The sequence below is a fragment of the Nostoc sp. DedQUE04 genome (assembly GCF_034530995.1).
In the GTDB taxonomy this organism is placed as follows: Bacteria; Cyanobacteriota; Cyanobacteriia; order Cyanobacteriales; family Nostocaceae; genus Nostoc.
The window spans coordinates 119,538-138,593 of record NZ_JAVRCA010000013.1; the positions used below are offsets into that span (position 1 = coordinate 119,538).

Here is a 19,056-nt window from a genome sequence, read left to right on the forward strand (position 1 = left end):
CAAAGAGCGAAATTTTGAACAAACCTCAAATTTAAACGGAAGATTTATGGTACCCCAAACTGATTGTACCGGGTTCAATATAAATTTCCGGTGTAATTAATTCCTTTGTATCATGTGTTTCTAAATCAATTCGTAAATTTCCTTGAGATGTCACCCCAACTACAGTACCTAAAAGATTATTGACGTACACCCGATCGCCCATGTTTGTAAGCAAGTCTAGATAGCCAGACAAGAGTATATTTACTCCTTCTTGAAAAAGGCACTCTATACCGGATTCTATTCCCAGCAAGACTTTAGAGGTGAGCATTTCCAGACACGAAATTGGTCTGAAATCTTGGGAAGCTTGCCACGATTCCAGATTGATTCCAGTTTCTGGTACTGGGTTCGTCCAGTTAATACCAACACCAATTACTGCTTGGGTAATTTGTCCTTTGTTTACTTTGGTTTCTGTCAAAATGCCGCCTAGTTTGCGACCATTTAAAACTAAATCGTTAGGCCATTTTATCCCAACATCTATACCGCATTGGCGCAATTGCAACACAATTCCCCAAGCAGTAGCGAAAGTTAGCTGATAGCTGTCAGTAGCTTCTATTTTGTGGTCGAAAGAAATCGCCACGGAAATATATAATCCCCCAGCCGGAGAAATCCACTGGCGGCCCCATTGTCCCCGCCCAGCAGATTGCTCAGTTGCGATTACTACTGTCCCTGAAATAGCCCCTTGGTTGAGTAAGTTCCAGAGGGTTTCGTTAGTTGAGGAGACGCTTTCAAAAAAGTGAAGAGAAAATGGTAAATATGTATGCTTACGCCCTGTTTGCAAGGCTGCTTCCAAGTTTTGCAGATTAAATCCCACAGCAGTTAACCCAAATTCCGTTGTTCAAGTTAGCATTGATTGGCTGATGAGTGATTTTCCGTTTAGGTTTGGTTGAAGATGCACACTTGGCACTGGCACAATTGGGAAGGACTCCCCTATCTAACTTGTAGTATTCTGGAACGTTGGCACCACGGCTTCTTTACCCAGCAGTTTTGGCCGCGATCGCCACAAGTTATCACAGAAGTATTGCAACCAGAGGCATTAGTCTATCGCTTAAAGCAGGTTCATGGCAATACTGTTCTCACCCCCCAAGAAGTTGAAAGCTTCTTAAACTCTGCACAGGAAGATTTCGCATCGGCAGATGGTTTAATCAGCGAACAACCTCTACAAGCGGTTTGGGTAGCTAGCGCAGATTGTACACCCGTGTTGATTGGGGATGTGCAAACTGGACGGGTGGCGGCATTACACGCAGGCTGGCGGGGGACTGCTAAAAAGATTGTTCCCTTGGCGATCGCTCGATTACAATCTCAAGGCAGCAAACTTGATGATTTGAGGATTGCGATGGGCCCAGCGATCGCTGGTGAGGTTTACCAAGTCTCGATTGAAGTGGCTGCCGAAATTGGGGCTAGCATTATATCACAGAATGACGAAGAAAAAATTGTAACTGCATTACATGAGTTACCAAATTCACCTTTGCTAGAAGATCCTAATCCTGGCAAGGTACGGTTAGATGTGCGGCGAGTCAATACCTTACAACTGGAAAATATAGGAATTGGTGCAGAACAAATTGCGATCGCACCTTATTGTACTTTCCAAACTCCAGAGCATTTCTTTTCTTATCGTCGAGAGAAAGAGAAAAAAGTTCAATGGTCAGGGATTGTTAGCAAGAAAACGAGTGACTAGCCTATATTCTCATTACAGGATAGTTAGGATGTTCAGGATTCGGGATAAGTCGTTGATTTCTACAGTCCACCAGTAAATCCAGCGTTTCTAAAACCGTCTGTCCAAGCAGAACTATATTCCCTGTAACTAATGTGGCTTCGGTAGTTTCCCGTCCTGCCAATTCAATAATTACGGGTTCAGTTACTCCTATAGATTCTTCACTACCATTGGCGTATTGAGCAATCTGCTGTCCTCGAATTCTCAAACCAAGTTGCTGGACAATAGACATGGGTAGCACAGTACGTACTGCCCCTGTGTCCACTAATGCTTCTGTTTCATACACCCGCAGCATATTTGGATTTAGCATTCCTCGGTTGACAAGGGCTTCATCAATGGCATTGGTGAGCTTGACTTGGACTCGAACTGCACCCATAGGTTGATTGCTGGCAGAATTGGCACGATTGACTTTTACCATAATCTGTGTAATTTTGAGAAATTCTTTAACTCAAAGCTTCACTCAACAACTCGCAGTGCAGTAAAGCACCATCCACCAAAGATTGGATTTTTTCTGATGATAAAGGATCGCCATTGGCGTAATGCTCCATCCAAGTCAGACCAATAAAATTGGGGTTATCTGGTAAACTTGCTAAATCCCACCCAGGCATTTCTAAGTCTTCCATGAGACGATTTACTTTAGGGTCATAACTGAGAGCAAAGCAGCGACAACCAACAGATGCAGCCATAATTAAACTGTGCAAACGCATCCCAATCGCCATTTCAACGCCGCGAAACACACCTTTTAAAAGTTGCGGATCTTCCAGACATAAAATCTGACTGACATCTTTAAGGTGTGGTTGAATAGCTTCGGCAATACTTAAATCTTCACTTTTTTGAAACGGCAGTAATAAAATAAAAGCCTGCGTAGCTTTTTGAAAGTCAACCAAAGCACGAGTTAAGTTTGCTAAACGTATTTCTGTAAGTTCGGGATGCGATCGCAACGTTACCGCAACTCTCGGTGCAGGTAAATCCCAAAGTCCTGGAACTGGTTGAGATTCCAACGCCCAAACCGGGTCAGGAGCTATAATACAAGGAATTTGCCAGTCAGATAATAAAGCGGCACTGGCGCGATCGCGTACACTAACTTTGGTACAATTACTAAAGGTTTGCCGTGCCAACCAACGAGTTTGCGGACGCACTAACGGGCCAATACCCTGCGCCCAAGCAACAGTTTTCAAACCCATTTTCTGCGCCAATGCCATCAGTCCCCCATAATAAAATGGGCTGATGGTACTGGTAACATCTTGAATCAGACTCCCGCCGCCCCAAATTAAGGCATCACTTGAGCGTAAAGCTTGCAGTACATCTAAGGGAGCCATGCGATCGTAGGTTTCTACATTGTAGCGATCGCGGGTTTCTTTTGGATTACCAGAAAGCACCACAGGCGTTACGTGAGATGGCAACATTTGCAAAAGCGTTGCCAATAAAGCTTCGTCACCACCATTACCTTTACCGTAATATCCAGACAATAATGCCCGTATGTTGACCATTTTAGATTTTGGATTTTGGATTTTGGATTAATTAATAGCTATTGTTAAATGAATCTCTGCCCCTCATATAGATGGTAAACTCATTCCCAAGTTCTATAGCAGTGGTTAAACAACTTAGGACATTCATTGGCAAATCATCAGAGAATTACTGTCACAGCTATCCATAGCAGACTTGTCTGAAGCAGGATAAGCCGCTATGATTACTTACATTTTTTCGATTCCGAAGTGTTCATTTCCGGTTTCATCGACAAAAGTCTTTCTACCTTGCAGTTTCTCGATCTGTGCTTAGATACTTTTATACTTGAATAAAGGTTATGATCGCTTCTCTTTAAAACTAGCTAATACAATAGACATCTAGTAAAAAATCCTTGTAGAAACTCTAAATTTCGCCTCTATACAAGGATTTAAATTTTCAAAAGATGGTTTTGTTATACAAAAAGTAGGAGTAAAGTTCTAATGTGGAACTTGAAAACTGGTATTTTGCTACTCACGCTGAGTTGCATAATTGCAACTGGTATAACCGTATATCTTCTTGGCGGCATTGAACCAGTACAAATTCAAGCTTTGCTGAAATCTTCTGGTATCTGGGCACCTATTATTTATATTGCTTTGTACGTTGTGGCAACCATGTTAGTTTTGCCCTCAACGGTACTAAATTTGACTGGAGGTGCCATTTTTGGCCCTTGGCTGGGTACTGTCTGGACTAGTGTTGGAGCAGTCATTGCGGCAATAATTGCCTTTGTTTTTACTCGAACTATTGGACGCAAAGCAGTTGCAAAACGACTAGCAGGACGCTGGCAAGCTATGGATGCTGAGGTGCGTCGTGGAGGGCTTTTTTATATGTTTGCCATCCGATTAGTACCAATCATGCCCTATGGCTTGGTCAACTTTGCCGCAGGACTGACTTCAATCGGTTTTAAAGATTATGTTCTAGGTACAACACTTGGTACTGTTCCTAGTGTTTTACCTTTTGTACTACTAGGTAGTTCTGGTCTGAAGGCAGTGAATACAGGCGATTTTTTGCCGTTAATACTTGCATTAGGCTTAACTGGAACCCTGGTAGCAGGGTCTACTTGGTATCGCCATCGTCGAACTTTTCCCAAAAAAGCTGTAGAAAGGCTGAAAAAATCAGACTCTTCAGATAACATAAATCCGAAGAATAAATAAATAAAGTATAAGAATGAAACTTAAGTGTTACTAGGTATACTGTGAACCACACCTTTTCGATCGCAGGCAGCCTGTTATCTTGGCTGTAAAAAAAAATAAACAATATTTTTAGATGTTACCAAAGTATTCATTCATTGTTCCAATTTATAACGAAGAAGAAATTATTCCAGAACTATACCGCAGACTGAATGCAGTAATGAATCGGATGGATGGGCTTGTCGAATTAATTTTAATCAATGATGGTAGCCGCGATCGCTCCCTACAATTATTACGAGACCTCCATCAAAAAGACCCACGCATTTGCTATCTGAGCTTTGCTCGTAACTTTGGTCATCAAATTGCCGTAACTGCTGGTCTTAATTTTGTCCGCGGTCAAGTTATTGTCATCCTTGATGCAGACTTACAAGACCCACCAGAACTAATCCCCGACATGGTTGAAAAATGGCGACAGGGCTATCAAGTCGTCTACGCTCAACGCACTCAACGCCTTAAAGAAAGATGGTTTAAGCGTTTTACTGCCTATTTCTTTTATCGTATCCTTAAGAAGCTTGCAGATGTAGAGATTCCTACTGATACTGGTGATTTTTGTCTAATGGATCGGCAGATTGTAGATATTCTCAATTCTATGCCAGAACGTAACCGCTATATTCGTGGTTTGCGTTCTTGGGTTGGCTTTCAGCAAACAGCAATTCAGTTCGAGCGCAACCCCCGCTTTGCTGGGAAAGTTAAATACACTTTTAGCAAATCCTTAGCCCTTGCTATCAATGGTCTAGTGTCTTTTTCAATAGTGCCACTGCGGTTATCAACCTACTTAGGCTTAGTAGCAGCAGCGGCGGCCATCTTCATGGCTTTATTAGTCTTGTATTGGCGTCTTTTTGTCCCCCATTCGCCTTTAACTGGGTTTACGATTATTTTAATGGCAATTTTCTTTCTCGGCTCTGTGCAGTTAGTCAGTGTTGGCATCTTAGGTGAATATATAGGGCGCATCTACGAAGAAGTTAAAGCCAGACCCCTATACACTTTGTCAGAAGTAGGTGGTTTTGAGCGCAAATCCTTCAACTCAACGAGCAATTCTGACAAACTAGATAATTTAGAAGACGTTTATAAATAAGAATCTTTATTTGGCGTTGCATAATCAAGGTTTGTTTAAACAAATATAAAATTCAATATATATCACCTTGACAGTGCTACTCTCCACTTCAAATCCCTAACTCCCAACTCCTAACTTTCTTATGCACGCCCTTTCGATTCCTACCTGGATTATTCATGTTTCTAGCGTTATTGAGTGGATTGTCGCCATTTGGTTAATCTGGACTTACGGCGAACTGACTAATAACCGCAGCTGGTGGGGATTATCCCTGGCGATGTTACCAGCTTTAGTCAGCGCTATGTGTGCTTGTACCTGGCATTATTTCGACAACGCCGAATCTCTGGAATGGCTGGTAACGCTTCAAGCTACCATGACTTTAGTTGGTAATTTTACACTTTGGGCGGCAGCGTATTTGATTTGGCGTTCTACCAAATCTGTTAACACTGTTGAATCAAACCCTATCAAATCAGAGCAATGATTTCTAAAGAAACCCTGTTTGCACTTTCACTGTTTCCCTATTTGGGTTTCTTGTGGTTTATCAGCCGCAGTCCGCAAATGCCGCGTTTGGCGCTGTATGGATTTTACGGCACTCTCGTCTTTGTTGCCATTACCATCCCGGCGGGGATTTATGCTGTATTGCATTATGGCGAGTCTTTAGCCAATGTAGATTGGTTGCACGGTGGTGCAGAACTATTTTTGACGCTTTCTAACATCTTGCTTGTGCTGGGTTTTGGGCAAGCTGTAAGGCAATTACAAATGAAAAGTCATTAGTCATTAGTCATTAGTCCTTTGTAAATACAAATGACCAAGGACTAAGGACAAAGGACGACTTAGTGTTTGATTGCAATAAGTTATGAGGAAGAAGTAAATGGACGTAATTCCAGCGATTGATTTACTAGAAGGTCACTGTGTGCGACTGTATCAGGGAGACTACGATCGCTCGCAAGTTTTTAGCGAAAATCCCGCTGATGTTGCCAAACAGTGGGTAGATGAAGGTGCTACTAGATTGCATATAGTTGATTTAGACGGTGCCAAAGCAGGTAAAGTAGTAAACCTGGGGGCAATTGAAGCGATCGCTCAAGCAGTGTCAGTACCCATTGAAATTGGTGGAGGATTGCGCGATCGCACCAGTGTACAACAAGTATTTAATCTAGGCATACAGTGGGCAATTCTCGGAACCATTGCCGTAGAACAACCCCAGTTAGTCCAAGAACTCTGCCAAGAATTTCCCGAACAGATTATTATCGGTATTGATGCCCGTAATGGTCGAGTAGCAACTCGCGGCTGGTTAGAAACCTCAGAAGTTTTAGCCACTCAACTGGCTGTACAAATGCAAGAATTGGGCGCAGCCGCCATAATTTACACAGATATCCACCGGGATGGTACACTTACAGGGCCAAATTTAGAAGCTTTGCGAGAACTTGCAGCAGCAATTTCCATCCCGATAATTGCTTCTGGCGGGGTAAGTTCTGTCACCGACTTGTTGAGTTTGTTGGCGTTAGAACCTCAAGGCGTGACTGGCGTAATTGTCGGACGTGCCTTGTATACTGGGGATATTTTACTCAAAGAAGCATTACGAGCGATCGGGCCGGGGCGAATTCAGGATATTCCACCCAATCTCGGTTTTTCTACCTTTGCTTGACATTTTCTTGGCAAGTTCGCTATCAAAATCTAGAATTACCCTGGTTGCGCTCGTGGGATAGATAATCAAGGATGCGACAAATAGACCATCTTGTAGAGACGCGATGAATCGCGTCTTTAACCAAGAATGTATTGCAATCATTAATTGAATTGATATTAGTTTAATTATTTTGACAACTATCTTTAGATAGATAAGGTAAACCCTACATTATTTATGATTACAAATCCCTTGTTAATTGGAAAAAATCTAAATTCATATTTGATCGATTTTGTCAAGATGTAATCCCTTGTATGATTTAAAAAATCAGTAAGGCCTTCTCTAGACTGAATTTATATTAATGCTTTCAGTAGATGCAGTTATAACTTTGCAAATGCAATAATGAATGTGTTCTCAAACAATATAGTTGCTGTGATTCGAGATAAAAATTTAAATTTTATCAGACTCTAGTAACTTTGGTTTTTAAAAAATTGTTTGATGTTTTGAGAAGGTAACACAATGAATAAAATCCTAAAACGCGCACTTTTACCCAGCCTCATGGCTGCAAGTTTAGCTGGTGTAACCTTAGTTCCCGCCAAACCCGCTGCTGCTGATGACCAAGTATTAAGAGATGCAGGTATTGGGGCTGTTACCAACGTCGTAACCGGAGCTGTTAGGGGAAATGGCAGTGTATTAGGGAATGCTGTTAAAGGTGGTGTCACTGGTGCAGCCGTCAATGGCGCAAATGGTTTGAGAAATACTCGCAATCGCCGTCACCGGAACGCTGCTCAAGATGTCGGAGTCGGTGCAGGGGCTAGTGCATTGACTGGTGTAATTACTGGCGATAAAAGAGATACTCTTGGCAATGCTATTGATGGTGCAGCTGTTGGTGGAGCAATCCATCTATTAACCAACGGTAAATAATTGGTAAATTTATCAGCTGAAATATTTTCCAACGGTTAACGAACTTATCCCTCCCTAATTGCTCTCTTTCGTAAAAGGAGCAAACCTAACCTCGCTTCCCTAGTAGGGGAGCGAGGTTGTAGGTTAGATTTATTTGAGATATATACCACCGTCAGGATTGGATGACGTTAGGTTTAATAGTAATCCCTAGCCCTTCAACGCCTTTCTAAAGTTTCGACGATAAGACTGATTTGTAATAAACAAAGCTGGCCATAGCAAAGATAAACCAATCCGATTAGTCAAAGTTGGATTAAAATTAGTCCGTCCAAACCCATTCCAAAATTTCCAAGCGCCGCCTCCGTAAACTCCTATCAAGCCAATAAAAATTAAGGTACTCATTCCCATCAACTCCGTTAGTAACTGACAGAATTTAAGTTAAGTTTTAACACACGAGGTAATCACCTCATAAGGAACACCGAGAAGGTATGACAAAACTCCCCAGTTTTGGATATATAAGCCAGTTAAACACACATTCTCTTATTCCAGTGTAGATTAGCCTCACGCATCCCAGCTAGTTATCAGCGGTGGCAAGCTAGTCAAAGGATGCAAAAGCGTTATTTTTGAGGTGTTTTGGCGACACATTCAAATGTAAATGCCGATCCTTTAGTACAAAAAAGTCTATACCATATTAAACTACAAAGTTCTGTGGTGCATTATTTTTATACTTCATCTACCCAATAAAGATAATATCTTTCATTATCCACCCAGCCTCTCTGAAAATCTTTAATCGGAACAATTTTCAAATCATTGCGGTTGACATTCAGTTTTTTATTTAAAATCAGCAAAAGTTTCTTTCGCTCATCTTGATTTTGAAGTAGAGAATTAACCTGGCTTAATATCTCTGCTTGTTCCACTTCTTGACGACCTTTTTTAAATAAAGTAAAGCTTCCCATTTTTGCAATTTCTGGATAGTAAAACTTTCGATTCAGATAACCCGATAAAGGAGCCATGTTCGCATCTCGACTGGCAACAATAAACTCATTATTTAATCCAGATTTGTGAATATATTGGGCTGTTTCGCGACTAGCAGAAAATGGTATAACTAAATCTCTTGAAAAACTATAAATTCCTCCCCCAAACTGGACATAAAGAATGAGCATCAAAACCAGATAATGCCATTTGTGAATAAATGTAATTGAACGTGCAGAAATAGAGATTTTATTAAGTAAAAATATAGACTTTTGATAATAACTTCCCAGCCATAAAGCTGCTATCAAAACTAAATAAAAATGTCCAAAATGCCGTGGCATACCTATAAATCTCAAGTATGTAAAGGCAAATAATATACAATTTCCTATCATGTAGAAAAAGAAAATAACTGGCTTTTCAGATAATTTTATTAAAGTTAAAACTACAATAAATAAAGCAATTGTCGCACAAACAATTAAATCCAGCCATCTTTTATGTGTAGGAATAATTAATAAATAACTACCAAATATTCTGCCAACACTTCTTAACAAATGACGGATATCTAATTCTGTTAGCCAACCATTATTTAACCCACCGTGAAGATAACTATCTATTGGAGGAGTAATAATATAAATGGATAAAATGAAAGATAATATGATAATTAAAATACTTAAAAATAAGTCGTACTTTTTGGTTTGACTAAAATAGTGCTGTCGATGTTCGCTATCAAAACAAAATTCAACCAGCAAAGTTAATAATAAAGAAAATGATACTAGTAAACCATAAGCACTACTATTTGCTAGTAAACCCAATAGAATTGCCAAATAAGCATAAGTTATTTTTCTAGATGCAAAAACTGTACAAAATGCAAAAACAAATAACATACTAAAGGCATAGTTTCGAGAAATTAAAAGATATTCGTAAAAAGGAAAGAAGCCAAAAGAAAATAAAAATTTTTGTTGATAGTTAAAAGGGCTATATAGGCAAAAAAGTGTAACGGAAACAACAGTAATTGTCAAATGGAAAATTTGCATAATAATAGGAGAATCGACTATTTTTCTCAGAATTGCCAGAGAAAAATACCATAGAACAGGATGACCTTCATAATGAATATTTGCAATTAAATCCCCGAACGATTCACTATCTCTGACAATCAGCCAGGGATTTAGTTCATCTCGCCACATGGAATGATTAAGAATACCTATTAAACCAAGAAAAGAAAAAAGAAGAATAATAAACCAAGGAGAATTAAAAGGTAATTTTGAAGTATATTTGCTAATTTTATTGTTTAACATTGTTAGTTCAGAATCCAATTTGTTTGGATCGGCAAGATTGCTATAAATGCGATTATTATCAGATATTCTTCTGATTCTGTAACTATTCAGACAGATGGATTCTGAATTTTGATTATTACTTATTTTTACTTATAACTTTCTGGTATACCCACTGGTGATAAACCTGCGATCGCTCGTAAGTTTTGGCAACGAATCAACTCAGTAAAATTCAAACCGGAACGCCCTTCAATTTTGGCTACGGCTTCAATTGCTGATAACAGATGCTGGGCTGCTTCAACTTCTGAATAACCACGCCGCTGCGCTATTTTAATTGCGGCTGCATCGGCATTTAACTCTGACTCTTGAGATTTATTAGTGCGCCAAATCCGAAAAGCAGCGATCGCACTTAATCCCCCAGCGACAGCAACGCCTACTACATCTGATTGTGTTGCTTCTAAGAATCCGCCTAACAGCCCAGCCAACACCACGCCTTGATAAATGTCGGGTTTAAACCACTTTACCCCCGTCAACCAGCTAACCATCTGCAACAGCAACAAGTCTCGTTGCGCCTTTGTCAGGCGACGCCACAAATCAAAATTAATATATATCGGTCGCGCTTGGTTCCAGGGTTGGGGAAAGGAAGCGTCAATTACTTTTGCTTGCTCTGGCTTACTGACGATTTTTGTCGTCATCCGACCAGAAGCAGGCATCACATCTAACAAACGGCGAATTTCAACATTTGGCTCCATAAATTTAATTATTAGCCATAATGTGCATAGTAACTAGGTGTGTAAAAAATAAAGTTTTCATGTTAACCTTTGATTTATAAGATTTCACAGTCTTGAATAAATTCAGATCGATCTATAAGAATATTTATTCAGCAGTTTGATAGTATGGCGGGATTTTATAGTATTCCTTTGCCGCCAAATTCCAAACCTCAAAGTTTTGGCTTGCCATTAAGACTACATTTGTAACTACATGGACGCTTTTGCTACCCTCCCACCTGAATGGACGAATAAGGCAATACATGCATACAATTTTTGCTGTCCTAACTGCCACTCAAGTAGCCTAGAAGCTGAGAAAGTTTGGCTAAATCGGCGATCGCCTGTACTTACAGAAGACCGTCGTCGTAAATGGCAAGAGTTCTATTACTGTCACTGTGGTTCTGTGTGGTGGGCTTGGAGTAGCGATCGCCCCCCAAAAGATATATCCAATCAGCCAGATTACCATCCTACATAGCCAATTTTCTTCCTAAACAAAACCCCACCTAAAAGTGGGGTTTTGTTTATCTAATTCTGAGCTTTGCCAATTTTAAAAGGTGAAGGTAGTACGTAGAGTACCTACATATTCAGTGTCGTTAGCATCGTTGTGCTCTGGATTGAAAATTACTAACAAGCCAGGTGTTACTTGAATATTATCGGAAACCTTGTACTTGTAAAGACCCTCTAAGTGATAAGAAGTACTGTCGTCGAAGGTAGTATTGCCAGCGACATTTTTGATACTACCACCAGTAACTCTGGGTGGTTGACCAAAGATCACACCTAAAACACTGCCTTCGCCACCAAAGTCTTTCAAAGCAAGCGATCCAGCCCAGTACCAAACATCTGCGTCTGTACCCGCATTCGCACCAGTAAGAGCATCAGCAGTTGTATAACCCCCCCAACCACTAATAGTCAAGGTAGAGCCAAGTTGCAAGGAAGCTTCGATACCGTAGTTATTGGATTCAGTGCGAGTACCAGCCCCAAAGGGGTTATTGGCAAAAGCGCTACCTGTTCCTTGGAAGAGACTGTTGGCAGCATTTCCAGCGAAGTAACTATGGGCATAGGTTAGACCAATATTGAAGGCTTTGCTGGGTTTGAAAGTTAATTGACCGAAGATGGTGTTATCACCATCGAACAGCCCATTATTAAGACCGGGATTATTAGCACCAAAAATACCATTAGTACCACTTGAAGGTGCTAAATAAGCACCAGTCAAACTGATAGCTTTGTTAGGATTCAAAGTAACAGTCAAAGCAGCAGAATTTTGACCTTGACGGTAAATGGGGCTAAAACGTCCATAGCGAGAGAGCGCACCTCTAGCAGAGCTTGTAAAGTCAGGGTTGAAGGTGTTTACGTTTTCGTATAATTCACCACCACTAGCGTCAACTTTGACACGCACCGCGTCAGAAAAGTTAAAAGCATAGTTGATTTTATCAATCACAACCGCGTTGCCGTTATCTCCATCAAAAGCCAAGCGGGTCATGTTAGTACCAGTACCGGTTGCAACACCACCAACAACGCTACCAGCATTAGAAATGGTATTGTTAGCATTCAAACGGATTTGCAACTGGTCTGTACCAGTGAAACTGCTGAACAAGTTCAAACGAACGCGATCGCTAAAAGTGGTGTTATAATTCAAGTCTTGAGTAGGAGCACCACCAGGAACTGCTCTACTGTCACCAAAAACATCAGACACGGCAAAAATTGCTTCTCCAACCAACTTGGTGGTAGTGGAGAACTGATTAGCTTCCAACTCTGAAGTGCGGGCTTCTAATCCATCTACACGACCGCGCAGAGTTGCTAGTTCCGCAGAATATTCTTCTTGTAAGCGCTGTAAAGTAGCTAAATCTTGTTTGCTGACCAAATCGGCAGTAGCTGTAGCAATCAGTTCGTTAACCCGATCTAAACAGGCGTTCAAACCTGCGGCAAATTCATAACGGGTTAAAGCACGATTTCCACGATAGGTACTGTTAGGATAACCTGCAATACAGCCGTAGCGCTCAACTAGAGATTGTAAAGCTTGGAACGCCCAATCTGTAGGCTGCACATCCGAAAACTGAGAAACTGATGTTACCTGACTCATGTCGTTAGACTCTTGAGTTTCAGATAACTCGCCAACATTTGTTACCTGTTCGTTAACTTCAGCAGCTAAGGCACTATTAGCAACGAAAAATGTAGCGGCTAATACAATTGGACTAACCTTAAAAAGATTCCAGAATCGTTTTGTCATGTTTTTACTTTCACTCACACCTACAATAATCCAGTCATGATAAAATGCTTTAAACACTTTTCTTTCGTGGATTTCACACACAATCACAGCAACGATTATACCTTTACCCTGTGATTATTACAAGCAATTCATTTAACACGCTGCTGAACTATAGTTTTTCATTAATTTATTTGGTAATCGCAAGATAATGCGGCGTTTGTGACGTAAAACTGTTCCTTCTTCTTCTAACTGCTGTAATAGCCGAGTAACAGTTACTCGCGTAGTATTTAAAACTTCAGCAATATCCTGATGGGTAATATTTAAATCAATTAGCTTGCCCTTATCTATGTCACGTCCAAATTTTTCACTTAACCAAACTAAAAACTGCCATAAGCGTAGCGAAATTGGTTTTTGATGCACAATGCTTAGTAGATCCTCTGTTTGTTGAATATGAGACAACAAAGCATTAATATCCTGATGCCACAAATGAGGTGGCACAATGCTTACTTCCACGCCCGTAAGACATTCAATCTGGTAGGGCTTCACCTTAGACAAAGGATAGCCAATCAGATCCCCTAGTCCCCAATAACCAAGAGTAATGAATGTTCCATCTTCACTCCACGTTAAAGTACGAACTGCACCATATTCAATTCGCCAAATTATGTCATTGTAAGGTGGAATTACTTCCCGACGGATAAATATCTGTTGGGGTAATTGTTCGCCCAAAGCAGAACCATTTAACACAATAGAAGAGTTTGAAGTAGGACTTGGGGAATACATCATTAACCGTAACTACATAATTATTAGGGAATCTCGCTATTTACAATGATTAAGAAACTCTAACAATTTGTCTCAAAATTTACCTGTCTTAACTGAAAGTCTATTCTTCTCAATTCAGAGCTAGGAACTAACTCAAAATCTTCTGATGGTAACAACTTTTACTTAAGGGATTTATCAGTAAGATATAGCCAAAATTTTAAGTTGTTTATCTGCTACTTTAATTGTGTAAGTTTAAGAATAGGTAAGCTTTTAGTAAAATATTTAGTTAACTTATTTTTTATTATTTGGTATTTTCTGAAGACTAAGTAAGTATGTAGGCGCAAAAATTATGAAGATATTAGGGTGGAATGGCACTTATAACTTATAGTAAAGTGCTGAGTGCTGTTAGCGTCAGCGGGGCGTTTAGCCCGTGCTGAGTAAAAACCCAGTTTTGTCAAGGCTTTGAGGTATCAACACTGTCCTAACCTAACGTGAGTTCGACAAGCCTTTTTTTGACCTCTCCCCCAACCCCTCTTGGACACCCAGAGGGGAGCCAAAACCCTAATTTCTCGTTGCTCCTCCCTTTCCCCGTGGGAGAGGGAGATTGTCCGGGAGAGGTTCATCGAACTCACGTTAACCTATGTGACTACGGCTATACTAAATCGCTGGATTTAGATCCCCAACTTCTTACAGATATCTGGAGGGTAGAAGTCGGGGATCTTTGCAGCATATCAATTAGGAGCGTTGACCGGTGACAATATATGCTACCCTTTGACCGATATTCGTAGCGTGATCTGCCATACGTTCCAGACAACGAATTGCCAGTGCCAGCAGTATAATTGGCTCGACTACACCAGACACATCTCGTTGTTGGGCTAAAGTCTGATAAACGCGATCGTAGGCATCATCTACAGTATCATCCAGATGCTTTAAACGGCGTCCACTCGCTTCATCGAAATCTCCTAAAGCCTTTAAGCTAGTTGCTAGCATCGCCTGCGCGTGAAGAGACATAGCTTCAATGTCGGGCATCGACGTATGAGGCGCGTAAGGAAAAATTTTAATCGCAATTTCAGCTAAATCCTCAGCATAATCGCCAATGCGCTCTAAATCTCGCACCAGCTGCATAAAGGCACTCAAGCAGCGCAAATCGGGAGCTGTAGGCGCTTGTAGCGTCATAATTGCCGTACAGTCTGATTCGATTTGACGATAAAAGCGATCGATCTTTTTATCTAATCGGGGGAGTTCCTCAGCTGCTGTTAAGTTACGAGCAAATAACGCTTGGTGGCTGAGGCGAAATGATTGTTCTACCAAGGCACCCATGCGTAATACATCCCGTTCTAAGCGCCTAATGGCGCGTGCGAGTTGTGGTCTTTGAGGATTGGGAGTATTATCGACGGCTTTCACACTTGTTGTCTCAAAGGTGAAGATATTACTAACTATAGTCTTGGCTTAGGGAGTTTGCCATAACTTCAGGAAATTGGAGTTGCATCCACGCACCACCAGTTTCTGGATGGTTCATCGCTTTGATTGAACCACCGTGGGCAATTAGAATTTGCTCAACGATCGCTAATCCTAATCCATTGCCAACGATCGCTCCTATAGAATTACTATCTTGGGGGGAATGAGTTCGCGCTTTATCTCCTCGATAAAATCGCTCAAAAACGTGGGGTAAATCTGCTTCAGAAAAGCCGACTCCAGAATCAATAAGATTTATTTCCAAGATTGAGGAAGCAGGATCGTTATCCTTTGTTGATAAGATTTTCGCTTCAACATGAATACTTGTGCAAGGAGGGCTGTACTTAATGCTATTGTCTAGCAAGTTGAGAAAAACCTGGTAAATCCGGGGTTTATCTGCCTTAATCCACAGATTTTCGGGGCCAGAATAAGAAAAAGACAAATGTTGGCGTTGTGCCAAAGGTTCTAGCGTTTCCCAAACAGATGCAATCAGCGATCGCAATTCTACAGCTTTGGCTTGCAATTGCATATTTGGGTTTGCTTCCATTTGGGTAAGGTCTAACCAGCTTTGCACTAAGTTGATCAATCGGTCAACTTCTTGCATCAGGCGGTTAACCCAGCGATTTAAAGGTGGTTCTAAACGGTTTTGTAAAGTTTCTACAACTAAGCGAATCGAAGTCAAGGGCGTTCTGAGTTCGTGTGCTAGATCGGAAAAAGAGCGATCGCGTGCTTGATTTATATCTAATAGGGGTTGACGATTTTCTAAAAAGACTCCCACTTGTCCATTAGGTAAAGGCAAGCTAGAGGCCCGCAAAGCCAGAGATTTAATTGTTGCCATCTCTGCTGCATCATCACAAGATGGATGAAATACCCATTCTCCCGTCTGGGGTTTTTGGCGATCGCGAGTTTGCTCAATTAAATGGTCGAGTTCATAAGACCTGACCAACTCCAATAACAAGCGCACCTGTTCTGGTTGCCACCTTTGCAGATACAAAATTTCCTGCGCCTGTCGATTGCACCACAGCAGTTGATTTTCCTCATCCACCTGCAAGTATCCCACTGGAGCCAAATTTAGCAGGTCTTGATAAGTTTGCAACGACTGCTGCAAATCTTGCCGCTGCTGTTTCACCATCGCTATTTCTTGCCGCAACCCAGGAATCAGCAGCAGTCCCATCTTGTCAGAATGCGAGGTTAACGGTCGGAGTAAGCGCCTCAGGTAGCGGTTAAGTTGAACCTGTTGCCAAACCCAAAACCCAATGCCTACCGCTAAACCCAGAAAAAATCCCAATAAAAGCATTTGAGTTGTTAGTTTCTTGGTGACTACTAAAAACTAACAACTATCCCAGCTAATTATCCAAACCTATAGCCAAAACCTCTTACAGTCACAATATATTCGGGATGGCTGGGGTCTTGCTCTAATTTTTCGCGCAACCACCGAATGTGAACGTCTACGGTTTTACTATCGCCAACAAAATCCGGCCCCCAAACCTGATCGAGCAATTGTTCTCGTGACCATACCCGGCGGGCATAACTCATAAACAGTTCCAGCAAACGGAACTCTTTAGGAGAAAGACTCACTTCTTGACCGCGAACTAGCACGCGACATTCTTGGGGATTTAAGGAGACATCCTTAAATTTTAATACTGGTATTGGTGGTAAATTGCTTAGGCGTTGGCGGCGGAGTAAAGCGCGACAACGAGCAACTAACTCGCGCATACTAAAGGGTTTGGTCAGGTAGTCATCTGCACCCACCTCTAACCCCAAAACACGGTCAGTTTCACTACCCTTAGCACTGAGCATTAAAATAGGTACTGGGTTGCCTTGATGACGCAGCAAACGGCAAATATCTAGCCCATTGATTTGCGGTAGCATCAAATCAAGAATGACCAGATCGAAGGGAAGTTCCCCTGAATTGGTTTCAAAACTTTTAAGATACTCTATAGCAGACCGCCCATCAGGAGCAGTTATCACCCCATAACCTTCTTCTTCCAGAGCTACAGCTAGCATTTCCTGGATTAATTCTTCATCTTCTACTACTAGAATACGGCTGGTTTGTCCAATGTCCGTTCTGGCAGAGTACTTGGTCGATTCACTGGTATACATTGATATCACAAAAGTCTAGGACTGTGCTTGTATCAATTAGGATGATTAAGTCTATTATCTCGCCTTACTGCAACTGCGCTTCTACTAGAGTTAATTCTTTTAGATTTTATTTACATAAAGTAACATACACCACAGCAGTCTCCTAAATCATAAATCACTGTGCCAGCAAGCTTCTAAATAGTTTTTAATTAAAGACTTTGAATTTTCGATTCTGTCTTCACAAGATGGAAAGACATTATTGGATGAAGGATTATCTTGACAGAGGAGATTAGTTTAGGTATATCTATTTTAGTACAAATGTACTATTAAGCCCCAAAGGGAAAACTATACCTAAAAAACAGAAAGACATATATGTGGAAAATTCCTACCCACTAAGTGTTAGATGTGGATCATTTCAGTATTTCCACGGCGTTAAAAATGTTGATTAAAAAGCTACTCTGATGTCTGCATAGGGTAGTCATTGGTATGGCTTGCTACCCAATAAATCATTTGCCTATTGAAGGGAGTTGGAAGATGACTACAGTTGGAGTCAAAGACAGCAAACAACAACTAATGCAAGCATTTCAACAAATTATTATCCACAGAAAAAAACTTGAATCTAAAATAGCAACCAAACAAGAGGAAGCAGAGAAGGCAAAAAGTCAAGAAATTCTGCAAGCAGCTTCTGCATATACAGTTGATAGTATTGTCAAAGGTTTAGCTGATTTACAATTGGAGTTTGGCAGTATTCTCAACGGATTATCTGAAAAACTAGCTCAGGAAAACTCCAAGTTAGATGAATTGAACCGAGCTATAGAAATTGAAACCCAACGTCTACAAGAACTGCAACAAATTAGAGTTGTAGCGGATACTCTAGATGTTTTAAGTCAAGAACATCAAGAAAAATTAAAAATTCTCGAACAAGATACTATTAGCAAAAGGGAAGCACTAGAGAAAGAAATTACAATCAGGCGAAAAGAATGGCAAAAAGAACAAGCAGAGTATGAAGAAAAACTCAAAGCATACAATGATTTATTAGCCAAAGATCGCCAGAAAGAACAAGAAGAATTTCAGTATAAATTAGAAACTACTCGTAAACTCAATACAGACAGCTACGAAGGGATAAAGCGCCAACAACAAAGGGAAATACAAGAAAACTCTCAGAAGAAAGAGAAAGATTGGGCAGAACGAGAAAAAATCTTCGCTGAACGCCAACCACTCTTTGCAGATTATCAACAAAAGGTAACTACATTTCCTAGCGAACTGGAAGAAGCAGTTAAGAAGGCTAGAGAAGAAGCAATTAAAGAAACAAGCCAAAAAGCTAAAATTGATGCTGATTTATTTGAAAGAGAATGGGAATCTAATAAGCAGAGTTATGAACAAAAAATTCAATCTCTGGAAGAAACAATTAAGAAGCAATCTGAGCAAATAGAAGGCATTTCTGCTCAATTGCAAACTGCATTAAAACAAGCACAAGACTTAGCTATGAGGGCTTTTGGTAGTTCTAACTCTAAATAGTTGTGAGTTCG

Annotated in this window: 20 protein-coding genes; 9 read left to right on the forward strand and 11 right to left on the reverse strand. The window is 40.7% G+C overall.

Features of this window, described 5'->3' with window-relative positions; translation table 11 throughout:
• Positions 1–31 precede the first annotated feature (31 nt).
• On the reverse strand, positions 32–850 hold the full coding sequence (locus tag RM049_RS12025; RefSeq protein WP_322704319.1) for a biotin--[acetyl-CoA-carboxylase] ligase: 819 nt from the start codon (positions 848–850) through the stop codon (positions 32–34).
• A gap of 78 nt (positions 851–928) precedes the next feature.
• Between RM049_RS12025 and pgeF the strand changes: the two genes are divergently transcribed.
• Entirely contained in the window at positions 929–1,714 is a 786-nt protein-coding gene (pgeF, locus tag RM049_RS12030; RefSeq protein WP_322704320.1) for a peptidoglycan editing factor PgeF, read from the forward strand.
• 1 nt (position 1,715) lies between these two features.
• Here the strand turns inward: pgeF and RM049_RS12035 are convergent, their stop codons facing one another.
• Positions 1,716–2,168, reverse strand: a complete 453-nt coding sequence (locus tag RM049_RS12035; RefSeq protein WP_322704321.1) for a retroviral-like aspartic protease family protein — start codon at positions 2,166–2,168, stop codon at positions 1,716–1,718.
• 25 nt (positions 2,169–2,193) lie between these two features.
• Complete coding sequence (gene csaB, locus RM049_RS12040) at positions 2,194–3,240, reverse strand: polysaccharide pyruvyl transferase CsaB (RefSeq protein WP_322704322.1); 1,047 nt, start codon at positions 3,238–3,240, stop codon at positions 2,194–2,196.
• Positions 3,241–3,696: 456 nt separating this feature from the next.
• Here csaB and RM049_RS12045 point away from each other — a divergent pair, with 456 nt between their 5' ends.
• The 6 genes from RM049_RS12045 (at position 3,697) to RM049_RS12070 (ending at position 8,039) form a co-directional block, all read left to right on the forward strand.
• Positions 3,697–4,407, forward strand: a complete 711-nt coding sequence (locus tag RM049_RS12045; RefSeq protein WP_322704323.1) for a TVP38/TMEM64 family protein — start codon at positions 3,697–3,699, stop codon at positions 4,405–4,407.
• A gap of 112 nt (positions 4,408–4,519) precedes the next feature.
• Positions 4,520–5,518, forward strand: coding sequence for a glycosyltransferase family 2 protein (locus tag RM049_RS12050; RefSeq protein ID WP_322704324.1), 999 nt, complete (start codon positions 4,520–4,522; stop codon positions 5,516–5,518).
• Positions 5,519–5,639: 121 nt separating this feature from the next.
• On the forward strand, positions 5,640–5,975 hold the full coding sequence (locus RM049_RS12055) for a DUF2499 domain-containing protein (RefSeq protein ID WP_322704325.1): 336 nt from the start codon (positions 5,640–5,642) through the stop codon (positions 5,973–5,975).
• Positions 5,972–6,268, forward strand: coding sequence for a DUF3593 domain-containing protein (locus RM049_RS12060; RefSeq protein WP_322704326.1), 297 nt, complete (start codon positions 5,972–5,974; stop codon positions 6,266–6,268). The genes RM049_RS12055 and RM049_RS12060 overlap by 4 nt, the downstream gene beginning before the upstream one ends.
• Before the next feature lie 97 nt (positions 6,269–6,365).
• Positions 6,366–7,139, forward strand: a complete 774-nt coding sequence (gene hisA, locus RM049_RS12065) for a 1-(5-phosphoribosyl)-5-[(5-phosphoribosylamino)methylideneamino]imidazole-4-carboxamide isomerase (protein ID WP_322699883.1) — start codon at positions 6,366–6,368, stop codon at positions 7,137–7,139.
• Positions 7,140–7,634: 495 nt separating this feature from the next.
• On the forward strand, positions 7,635–8,039 hold the full coding sequence (locus RM049_RS12070) for a hypothetical protein (protein WP_322672272.1): 405 nt from the start codon (positions 7,635–7,637) through the stop codon (positions 8,037–8,039).
• Positions 8,040–8,225: 186 nt separating this feature from the next.
• Here the strand turns inward: RM049_RS12070 and RM049_RS12075 are convergent, their stop codons facing one another.
• From RM049_RS12075 to RM049_RS12085, 3 genes are all read right to left on the reverse strand, one after another.
• The gene (locus RM049_RS12075; RefSeq protein WP_292774856.1) at positions 8,226–8,417 is read right to left on the reverse strand and encodes a hypothetical protein; all 192 of its coding nucleotides are present in this window, start codon (positions 8,415–8,417) and stop codon (positions 8,226–8,228) included.
• Between the two features lie 320 nt (positions 8,418–8,737).
• Complete coding sequence (locus RM049_RS12080; protein ID WP_322704327.1) at positions 8,738–10,282, reverse strand: hypothetical protein; 1,545 nt, start codon at positions 10,280–10,282, stop codon at positions 8,738–8,740.
• 125 nt (positions 10,283–10,407) lie between these two features.
• On the reverse strand, positions 10,408–11,010 hold the full coding sequence (locus tag RM049_RS12085; RefSeq protein ID WP_322704328.1) for a DUF3318 domain-containing protein: 603 nt from the start codon (positions 11,008–11,010) through the stop codon (positions 10,408–10,410).
• Between the two features lie 229 nt (positions 11,011–11,239).
• On the opposite strand from RM049_RS12085, the gene RM049_RS12090 reads away from it, so the two are divergent.
• Positions 11,240–11,500: a hypothetical protein gene (locus tag RM049_RS12090; protein ID WP_322672275.1), complete on the forward strand. Its 261-nt coding sequence runs from the start codon at positions 11,240–11,242 to the stop codon at positions 11,498–11,500.
• Between the two features lie 72 nt (positions 11,501–11,572).
• Here RM049_RS12090 and RM049_RS12095 read toward each other — a convergent pair whose 3' ends face one another.
• From RM049_RS12095 to RM049_RS12115, 5 genes are all read right to left on the reverse strand, one after another.
• Positions 11,573–13,252: an iron uptake porin gene (locus RM049_RS12095; RefSeq protein WP_322704329.1), complete on the reverse strand. Its 1,680-nt coding sequence runs from the start codon at positions 13,250–13,252 to the stop codon at positions 11,573–11,575.
• 132 nt (positions 13,253–13,384) lie between these two features.
• Positions 13,385–14,014 (reverse strand): Crp/Fnr family transcriptional regulator, encoded by a 630-nt coding sequence (locus RM049_RS12100; protein ID WP_322691036.1) that lies wholly within the window; start codon positions 14,012–14,014, stop codon positions 13,385–13,387.
• Positions 14,015–14,725: 711 nt separating this feature from the next.
• A complete protein-coding gene (phoU, locus tag RM049_RS12105) occupies positions 14,726–15,394 on the reverse strand; it encodes a phosphate signaling complex protein PhoU (RefSeq protein WP_322672278.1) in 669 nt (222 codons plus the stop codon).
• Between the two features lie 28 nt (positions 15,395–15,422).
• Positions 15,423–16,742 carry a sensor histidine kinase gene (locus RM049_RS12110; protein ID WP_322704330.1) on the reverse strand — a complete coding sequence of 440 codons (1,320 nt, stop codon included), beginning with the start codon at positions 16,740–16,742 and terminating at the stop codon, positions 15,423–15,425.
• Between the two features lie 53 nt (positions 16,743–16,795).
• Positions 16,796–17,548, reverse strand: coding sequence for a winged helix-turn-helix domain-containing protein (locus RM049_RS12115; RefSeq protein WP_094349166.1), 753 nt, complete (start codon positions 17,546–17,548; stop codon positions 16,796–16,798).
• Between the two features lie 513 nt (positions 17,549–18,061).
• Between RM049_RS12115 and RM049_RS12120 the strand changes: the two genes are divergently transcribed.
• Positions 18,062–19,045 (forward strand): hypothetical protein, encoded by a 984-nt coding sequence (locus RM049_RS12120; RefSeq protein WP_322683887.1) that lies wholly within the window; start codon positions 18,062–18,064, stop codon positions 19,043–19,045.
• The last annotated feature ends 11 nt before the right edge of the window (positions 19,046–19,056 follow it).